This window comes from Spirosoma sp. 209 (genome assembly GCF_002006735.1).
Classification (GTDB): Bacteria; Bacteroidota; Bacteroidia; order Cytophagales; family Spirosomataceae; genus Spirosoma; species Spirosoma sordidisoli.
Genome location: NZ_MVEC01000017.1, coordinates 90,989 through 100,075, shown reverse-complemented (window position 1 = coordinate 100,075; position 9,087 = coordinate 90,989). Strand labels below are relative to the sequence as shown.

The 9,087-nt window shown below is 49.7% G+C and carries 9 protein-coding genes; 3 read left to right on the top strand and 6 right to left on the bottom strand.

What is annotated here, in order from left to right; genetic code table 11:
* The first annotated feature begins 459 nt into the window (after positions 1-459).
* Entirely contained in the window at positions 460-639 is a 180-nt protein-coding gene (locus tag B1C80_RS22790; RefSeq protein ID WP_077923531.1) for a hypothetical protein, read from the top strand.
* Here the strand turns inward: B1C80_RS22790 and B1C80_RS22785 are convergent.
* From B1C80_RS22785 to B1C80_RS22760, 6 genes are all read right to left on the bottom strand, one after another.
* On the bottom strand, positions 631-1,572 hold the full coding sequence (locus B1C80_RS22785) for a YafY family protein (RefSeq protein ID WP_077923530.1): 942 nt from the start codon (positions 1,570-1,572) through the stop codon (positions 631-633). The two genes, B1C80_RS22790 and B1C80_RS22785, sit on opposite strands and share 9 nt — an antisense overlap.
* A 108-nt stretch (positions 1,573-1,680) precedes the next feature.
* Positions 1,681-1,923 carry a hypothetical protein gene (locus tag B1C80_RS22780; RefSeq protein WP_077923529.1) on the bottom strand — a complete coding sequence of 81 codons (243 nt, stop codon included), beginning with the start codon at positions 1,921-1,923 and terminating at the stop codon, positions 1,681-1,683.
* A 2-nt stretch (positions 1,924-1,925) separates the two neighbouring features.
* On the bottom strand, positions 1,926-2,195 hold the full coding sequence (locus B1C80_RS22775) for a helix-turn-helix domain-containing protein (RefSeq protein WP_077923528.1): 270 nt from the start codon (positions 2,193-2,195) through the stop codon (positions 1,926-1,928).
* Between the two features lie 130 nt (positions 2,196-2,325).
* Complete coding sequence (locus tag B1C80_RS22770; protein WP_077923527.1) at positions 2,326-3,540, bottom strand: site-specific integrase; 1,215 nt, start codon at positions 3,538-3,540, stop codon at positions 2,326-2,328.
* 494 nt (positions 3,541-4,034) lie between these two features.
* Complete coding sequence (locus tag B1C80_RS22765; protein ID WP_139361715.1) at positions 4,035-5,558, bottom strand: hypothetical protein; 1,524 nt, start codon at positions 5,556-5,558, stop codon at positions 4,035-4,037.
* A gap of 13 nt (positions 5,559-5,571) precedes the next feature.
* Entirely contained in the window at positions 5,572-6,546 is a 975-nt protein-coding gene (locus B1C80_RS22760) for a caspase family protein (protein WP_077923525.1), read from the bottom strand.
* Between the two features lie 446 nt (positions 6,547-6,992).
* On the opposite strand from B1C80_RS22760, the gene B1C80_RS22755 reads away from it, so the two are divergent.
* The gene (locus B1C80_RS22755) at positions 6,993-7,586 is read left to right on the top strand and encodes a sigma 54-interacting transcriptional regulator (RefSeq protein WP_077923524.1); all 594 of its coding nucleotides are present in this window, start codon (positions 6,993-6,995) and stop codon (positions 7,584-7,586) included.
* Positions 7,587-7,657: 71 nt separating this feature from the next.
* Positions 7,658-9,073 (top strand): DUF1593 domain-containing protein, encoded by a 1,416-nt coding sequence (locus tag B1C80_RS22750; RefSeq protein WP_077923523.1) that lies wholly within the window; start codon positions 7,658-7,660, stop codon positions 9,071-9,073.
* Positions 9,074-9,087 lie beyond the last annotated feature (14 nt).

The following is a 9,087-nucleotide window of genomic DNA, read 5'->3' as shown; positions in this document are numbered from 1 at the left end:
CTTTCAATACCCGAAGGTCCGATTGACAGGCTTATAGCCCCTTCATCCATCTCTACTCAAAAGTAATAACGGTTTACCTTTTACTTCACCTACTATCGGAAAAATAGTTGCTTTTCTCATTTATACGATTGAGATTTGGGTATGAATCAGACTTTATCGAAGCCATATACGTCTGTAGATTACCGATCATGACAGAAAAGTATGAATTTCCGGAAGAGCCATCAGACGATTTTCGCAATCTACTCGATGAGCTGACAAATAGTAAGATAACCCCCAAAGAGATTAAAAGCGTTACGCACCAAAATAGTACGACCCGCTGGCACAATTTGGATGGTTTTCCAATACGTGAATTGTTCTTTTTTGCGGCCGGGCTAAGTTGTGATTCTCGTGCCTTGTTCGTAGTTTTGAATTACGACGCTGATAATAACAGCTACGTATATCACCACATAGAACTGGCGAATGGAGACGAGTTCAAAAGATTTTGGTGCGATTAAAAACGCTATCACGGGCAAAACTATTCGTGAGATGACGTGGGACGAAATATTCGCTCTTGCCGGTAAGCCGATGACGCAGGCGGAAGCCCTTCAGCATATAAAAGCGGTACAGGAAGAGAAAGCTAAGGGAAAATCATCACAGTAACTGGTTATCATTATTATACCGCTGCAGTAAGGCTGCTACCCGTTTCACCATTTTCTCCCGCAATCCAACCGGTTCCAGCACTTCGACTAGTTCGCCGAAGGCCAGGATTTCTCGCTCAAGTTCGTGGTTGAGAATAACAGTCAATTCCAGATCAACAAAATCGGGGGTTTCCTGGATCAGCCGCTGACTACTATGTAACGGCAGTGAACGGACGTAGTTAGCTTCGCCGACCTGGAAGCGCAGGACCACCCGTTGAGGTTCGAGGTCGGGTGGACAGGTTACGCCGATGGCGTGTCGGCGGTCGGTTCGGCGCTGGCCCGTACGAGCGGTGGAAATAGGCTGATCCGTCAGTTTAAGCCCGTGCAACCGATCTAAGCCGAAGGTGCGGGGTTGATTGGCTTCCAGATCAAAACAATCCAGATAAAATCGATTACGATACTCCAGCAGTAAATCCGGTTCTACCCGCCGGATCTTTCCTTCGTCAGTTTTATTCTCAAACTTTCGGTAGACAAACTCCACACAGCGGCCTGTTTGTAGCGCCTGCCATAATAGAGGCAAATGCCCGGCCCCTGTAAACTGGGTGTTATGCTCAAGTTGCAAATAGCGCCCAATGCCCCGAATACTCGCTACCGACGACGTCAGGAACTCCAACCGTTCTCGTCGTTCGAGTAGTTGCACAAACTGTTCAAAGTCCGCCACATCTTCATCGGTAGGCAGATCGAGGTAATAGCCACCTTTGCGCCGGTCATTCCGAATATAAATTTGATAGACTGCTCCAATCGCCCGGATGTCTCGCTCAACAGTCCGTTCTGAAACCGCATCGAAGTCCTCACGGAGTTGAGCAACCAGCTTTTTGAGGGACGGATACAAAAAAGGCCGGTCGACCATACGGATAATGTGCAGCCGTCGACGCAGGGTTTGGATTTGATCCATTAAGGAAAGGGATATGGGCGAACTTAAGGTCAACGAATGAAAATTTATGTCGTTGACTACACCAGAGAAACAAAGATGGTTTCTGAATAGATGATAGGTTGATTGGAGTTATCGCTTTCTTCTAATCGCCTGCTTCTGTCGTTCGCGAATGGCTTTCATTTCAGCAACGAGCTTTTCATGTTCGTACTGGGTTTTCCCTTGTACCATCGCCCTACTATAATCATTCGGAAGATTATCGCTCTGGGACTTCAAAATTTGCCCTAATAGCCCAGGCTCCTGTTTGGCCAGTTGGTAGCCATGATTATAGCCCTTGACGAACTCAGGAGATGGCTCTTCTTCGTCTTCTGTCATAGCTAAAAGGTTGATTTAGAATGGCGGGATAAATAGTCGTTGATGGAATCGCTGTCGTATAGGATGATCTTCCTTTCAGGCTGTGAAAACCGGATACTCCCTTCATCTCGTAGTTTCTGCAAAGTCGTTTTGCTCTGAATGCGCAACTTCTTCATGGCCTCGCTACCCGAAATCCATTTGTCTTCCTTCTTCGCTTGCTGGTACTGAACCCGTTCAAGAACTTTGTCGATCAGGGCGTAGAAGGCTTCATCATGTAGACAGATAACTTCCATTGTGCTTTTCAGCCAAAATAGAGAGTCTATGAGTAAAAACTATACGAACGGCCTACATACTGACGTTTACTTGTCCCCATTTTATTTAACGGACTACTAGCTAATAAAATGATTGCTTAACCTATGCAGGTCATCCCAGAATTCGTTCATTGTAGTTATCCAGGAGGTTGACCGGTAGCCCTTTTAGATAAATCTCAGTGGTTTTTACGCTGGAGTGGCCAAGCATGGTGCTGATAGCCGTAAGCGGGATATCGTGTAGCATGGCCTGAGTCGCAAATGAATGTCGGCTCACATAACTGGTCAGGTTTGAGTCAATGCCGCATAGGGAGGCCAGTATCTTTAACTTTTTATTGTATCGCTTCCTGGCCCACTGAATGTCTTTTTCGCGCAGAATTGGCGAAGCCCGTTTCAGAATCGGAAAGACAAACTTAGAATCGGGGTTTTGTTGCATGTAGTAAACCAGGATGCTTTCCAGCTGCGGGGTGATCTTGATATCGTACAGCTTGCCCGTTTTTCTCCGGCGATACCTGACACGCCCATTTTCAACAGCGTTTTTTTCCAGGTAAGCCATATCCGCGAAGTTCATTCCGTACATCATGTAGCTGGCAACGAAATAGTTACGCGTATTGAAGCACAGATGGTTGGCAGGAATGTCCAGTTGAATAATGGTTTTAAGGAACTCTCCGTCCAAAGCCCGTTTTTCCGTTGGAGCAGTCTTGATCTTATAGTCATCGAACGGATATAACTCCTTATCGGCTATGCCAGACTTGATAGCCTTGTTGTAGATAGCTCGAATTGTCCGCATATAGACGGCCAGTCCGTTGGCACCATTCCCTTTACTTTTATGGTTGGTTTCAAATCTGGTTAGAAAATCGTAAGTGATTTCCTTGAACAGTAAATCTTTGCCCTTGCGGTATTCTTTCAACACACTGATTAAGCCTTTATACGATCGGGCCGTACCAACCCGATGCGCTTTAACCAGTTCGTCCACGCATTGACTGGCGAATTGTAGAAATGAATCTTTGGCTTCTTTCTGCGTAATCCGATCTTTTAGGGACGTAATCGACAAGGTTTGAAGGGTGCCCAACTCGTGGAGTTTGAGGATGATATCCATCGCATCGGTCTTCTCCTTGTCAATCTGATTGTTCAGTCGGGTAACGGAGCTGACGCCCTTGTAGCTTTTTTTGATAGCCCGTTTTTTTTCATCCCAATCGGCTACAGCAACGCTTATCCCAATGGGAATAGAGGTTGTTTGCGCATTATGGCCCAGCCGCATAATGACCGGATAGGTACCGTCCTTTTTGGCACGGCGCGTGTCTAAGGAAATCACGACGTTTGTGTTCATGAATTGAAGATACGAAAAATTTGCACAAGATTTGCACAAGAAATCCGTATTTATACGATCTGTCCTGAAACTATATTTTCCTTAAATAATTAATAGTCAGAGCATTATAAATCATATTAAGCCATATCAAACCAATAATCTGCTGACTGTTAATCAGAGGGTCGCTGGTTCGAGCCCAGCTTCGGGAGCATTAAAAACGCCACTAGCTAATCTGCTAAGTGGCGTTTTTAGTTTTAAAGCACCCAAAAACACTATAGATCATCAACTTACTCTTTTTAGCCACACGAGCCCACTGCCACCACCCGCCCCGTCTCACTACCGGGCATCGTCACTACAAAGACGTCCTGATCGGCGATAATTGCGTAGGCAATGTGATCAATTTAACAACCAAGCTTTATAGGCTAAACACTTTGTAAATGGGCGACTACTATTTTCGGCCAAACCCCGACATGGCTCGTTCTACCATGCCCTTACTAGCCCCGCTGTTAGTAAAATTACTGACTGCCTCTCGAACTACCAGTTGATAAGCTGTCTAATGTTCGCTGCTGTTTTATCCGTTTTATCTGTTGCTCGAGCAGGGAATTGTCTGATTGAATTTTTTCCAGTTCTGTCTTAGCCGCTGGCTTTTTTAAGGCAGTAGTTCCGGCGCTGGCGGCCTCACCAGCCGCTTTTATCTGATCCACTGATAGTCCTGTTTGCTGGAGCGACACAGTCCGCAATGCACCGGTCAGTGGATCAAGTTCTACGCCTACTTTTGAGGCACGCTCTGGCAGATAAGCCACTCTTCCTAACTGTGGTAGGGGCAGCATGGCAACAGCCACCGGAGATTCGGCAATCTCATTGCTAATAGCTTGTACTCGGCCGCGGACCAGAGCGGGTATATTATAGGCAATACCCGCTCTGGTCCGAGAACCATTCTGCGGTACATAGGTTCGATCTGCAACCTGAGTCCCCGCTTTAAAATCAAAAGTTAAGTAGTACACTTTATACCCTCGACTAATAGTTTCCGTTTGGCGACCAAAATGAATCAAGTGTTCGTTTTCGTAAGAGCCACTCGAGGGTTTGGCTAAAATCTCGACACCACTTTCCTTGTTGAAAGCAAACAAAGGTTTTCGTGCCAACGCAGCGTCAATATCAGAAGAGACAAAACTGGCCGGTGTTGGCACCAGCACATCGAACCGAAGAATGGCTTTTGTTCTTTCCTCTTCATAAGTGAGTCCGGCCATCAGACCTTGGTCCTGATTGTCAAACTCGGCTAACTTTCTATTATAAAGTGCTACATCACCTGAGTTTGACGCCGACTGCGTGAAGTCAAACCGCGCCTTACGAACCAAAAGGAGGTTTTTCTTCTGATCGAAGCACCGTCGAGTCACATCGCTATAATGAGCAATCTGCCAGTCTAACGTCGTTGTATCTTTACTGGCAGCCGCAGCGCCGACTGCAGGCGCTGCGGCCCGACTCCCAGCAATAGTGGATACAACACCAGCCAACGAGCTAACCCCCTGCACAACGAGATCAAACGTTCGATTCTCGTTAACGAACTCTCCTTTTGTCATTTGGCCTAGTTCGTTAAGCGTTAGGGCTAATTGCTGATTACGGTTCCATTTACCCTTTAACGTCGCGTAGTAGACTTTATCCCGGTCAGGAGCCGGACGAGTTGCCAGAGTGATTTCTTTATCATGCAGTTTGTAGAATGTATAGGTAAATTCATTGGCTGAAGACCATTTATCAACCAGGTCAGTCTTCCATTTTTTCCCCAGCCGTTCTTCCATTAATTTTTGACAAAACTTATCGCTCTCATCAAAACAGTCGCCTTTTTTACGCTCAATTTTGGTAATAGGTACCTCAACTGTTATGATCGACAGCGGTAAGGCGTAATACATGCCGCCGACATCATCTGCCGGAATTTCAGCCATTTGCGTTTGCCCGGGAGGTAAGTCCATTCTTGTCACGTTTAACTTAGGAGAACAGGCGCAAACGCCTGTCAGTAATAGGCATACAAGTTGTTTTGACTTCATTGCTGTAAGAAGGCTAATTGATTTGAAGAAAAGTACTGTTACGAAAGGCTTCGGTGACTACCCCTATTTCGGCATAACTCATCCCCCCCGTTTGGCACGAAGGAATGTCTAAGCACAATTGCTTATAGTTACGTCCGCCTGAGTTATCCGCTATAACCAAATCATGCATGTGTAAGGTAAATAACCCACCAGAGGGTAAGCCAATTGCCGTACTCGGATCACGTGAAGCGCCTATGTAAATCATCTGATACGGCTCGTTACGCTGAGTCCGTATATCGACGCACTGGTTCAATGCGGTTCGGCTACGCTCGAACGTACGCTCACGCTTGAATTTTTCTTCTCGTTGTGCCTCTTTTTCAGCAGCGGATAATGAACGACTTCGTTCAGCCCGCCTAGATCTCGTCCGATTAATGGCTTCTCCGGCCGGTCTGCGGCCATCATCCTTGTTGACGGCGAAATCATGAATCGAAAACGTAGAGCCGGCATGACACGCATCAACAATCATGACGATTCGCACGGCTGGACCGTAGCCAACCCAGACAGGTCGTAGATCATCATCTAACAAACAAGCGCTGCTGCCTGCCAGCATTTCATCCATACCATCATCTTCGTCACCGTTGAGGTCCCTGACCTGATCGCCGTGTCCCGAAAAGTAAAATACCACCAGATCCCCGGGTGATGGGTTGATTTGACGCAAAGTGGCTATAATGGCTGTTGGCTTAGTTTCATCGGGGGTTGTTAATGTTTTGATGCGTTGCGGCTCGAAACCAGCCCGATCCAATATGTCACGCATACGAACTAAATCCTGTGGCACGCCAGCAGTAGCTTCGTTATTAAAGTGTCTACCCTGTACGCATTGAGCCGTGGTTGCTGGTACGCCCACCAGTACGGCAAAACCTTTGGGTGACTGAGCCTGGACTACACCAGCCACTAAGCACCACTGTAAGCATAGCAGCGCACGTATCTGTATGAATGTGTATAAGCGCATTATAAAGGAGGACAGTTATTTTCATCAAAGCTACCTGTAGCCTCTGCGCGCTACAATGGGGAAAAAACCCTTTTTAGTCGTGTTTTCCCCCTTTATTTCAAGTTACACTACCACGCGAATAGTCACTGAACATAGGGCTTTATTATCATACCTGTCAATTCCAGCCAGGTAACCTGAGGATCTGTATAACACAGGATTTTAATTGAATACCCTGGCCAGATTACTCGAAAGCCTATTAAGAGACTACTGTTAAGAGGGGTAGGCCTATTGCCGAAAGCGCCTGGGAGCCGCTGTGCACAGCGGTTCCCAGGCGCTTTCGGCCTGCCAGTCTGAAGAGAGGAAAATACGCCGACGGTATTTACCGGCCCAACTCAGGCAATGGCCCGGGCATTCCTGTTTATTCCGTCGATTACTTCAAATAGACGCCGGGTCCGGTCCGCAAAGACATGCAGCAAACGCTGCTGCGGGTTTCGCAGGCGCAGGAGTTCACCCCGGTTGAGTCGACAACAGCCCGAAAAACAGACGTGCGTATTATTGCCGCTACGCATAAGTCACTACGACAGGCCTGCCATGACGGCCTCTTTCGGTGGGATTTATTCTATCGCTTATCCGTAGCGGAGCTGCATCTGCCCACCCTGACTGCGTGGAGCCTGACCGAAAAGCGAGACCTGATCGATCATTTTATCCGGATCAAGCAAAAAGCGTTTCGCCGGCCGAGGCCAATCCGGCTAACCACTGCCGCCCGGCAGCAGCTGGACCTGTATCTGTTTCCGGGCAATGTTCGCGAACTGGAGAATCTGATCGAATCGCTGTACGTCTTTGCCGAAAGTCAGGTAGACGTAGCCGACCTGCCCGACTGGATTCGGCAACCTGAGCAGGCAGTAAGCGGTTTTACCTGGCAACACCACGAGAAAGACCTCATACAAAGGGCTCTTGCCTATTTTGGGGGCAACAAGACCCGCGCCCTCGACGCGCTGGGCTACGGCTCCATGAATACATTGACGGCCAAAATAACCCGTTACGCCATCCCGCTACCCTGACAAACCGGCACCACCACGCATTCGTGAGCACAAACGCATAGCTTTGCCAACAGCTTTTCCCTAGACCGATTATGCGACTTTCGTTTGTTTTCCTGCTGCTGCTGCTGGTGCTTCCTGCCTGGGCGCAGGGACCCGATACCCGTCCTAAACCCCGGGTGCTGGTACTGACCGATATCGAGAATGAGCCCGACGATACGCAGTCGCTGATCCGGTTCATGCTCTATGCCAATCAATGGGATATTGAAGGCTTGATTGCCACTACCTCGGTTCATCAGCAAGAGCGGGTTGCGCCCGAGAAAATCAGGGAGGTCGTTACAGCCTACGGACAGGTTAGGGCCAATCTGGCTTTGCACGAACCCGGCTATCCGGAAGCCGCGCAGCTATTGGGTCTGATCAGGCCTGCCCTGCCCCGGTTCGGCAGACAGGCGGTTGGCCCCGGCAACGACTCGCCCGGCTCGGACTGGATCATTCAGGTTGTCGACAAAAACGACGAGCGGCCCGTCTGGGTGCTGTGCTGGGGCGGGCCGAACTGCCTGGCCCAGGCGCTCTGGAAAGTATCGATGACCCGATCGGCGGAAGAGCTGAATCGCTTTGTCGGTAAACTCAGGGTCTACACCATCTCCGACCAGGACGATTCAGGGCCCTGGCTGCGCAAAACCTTCCCGTCACTTTTTTACGTGGCCAGTCCCGGCGTATACGCCCGGGGAGCGTACCACTACGCCACCTGGAACGGCATCAGTGGCGATCGGCACCACGGCCGGTTCACGGGTGCCGATTTTTCGCTGGTCGATAACCCCTGGCTGGATGTCAACATACGGCAGGGTCACGGCCCGCTGGGAGCGCTGTATCCGGTTACCAAGTACCTGATGGAGGGCGACACCCCCTCGTTCCTGCATTTGATCGACAATGGATTGAGCGTACCCGAACACCCGGACTATGGCGGCTGGGGCGGCCGCTACGAATATTACCAGCCGCACACCCGACCCTGGTTTTCGGAGCCGGAGACCCGTCCGTTTTTCACCGATGCCGACGATGAGGTCAAGGGCCTCGACGGACACATGCACCGGAGTAATCAGGCCACTATCTGGCGCTGGCGGCAGGCCTATCAGCATGACTTCGCGGCCCGGATGGACTGGTGTGTGAAGCCGTTCAGCGAAGCCAACCATCCGCCCCGGGTCGTGCTGACCCACCCGGCGGTGCTGACAGTAAGCAGCGGAGAGCCCATCACCCTCAGCGCGCAAGGCTCGACCGACCCCGACGACAACTCTCTGACCTACAAATGGTTTTACTATCCGGAAGCCGGTACGTATCTGAGCCATCGGGACCTGGTGATCGGCCAGCCAGCCGCCCCGTCGGTTACCCTGACGGCCCCCGATGTCAGCAAACCCGAAACGCTGCATGTTATTGTGTCGGTAACGGATAACGGCCGGCCGGCCCTGACGCGCTACCAGCGGGTTCTGGTAACGGTTCTGCCCAAGATCCGGTAGACCGCTGGCTAAAG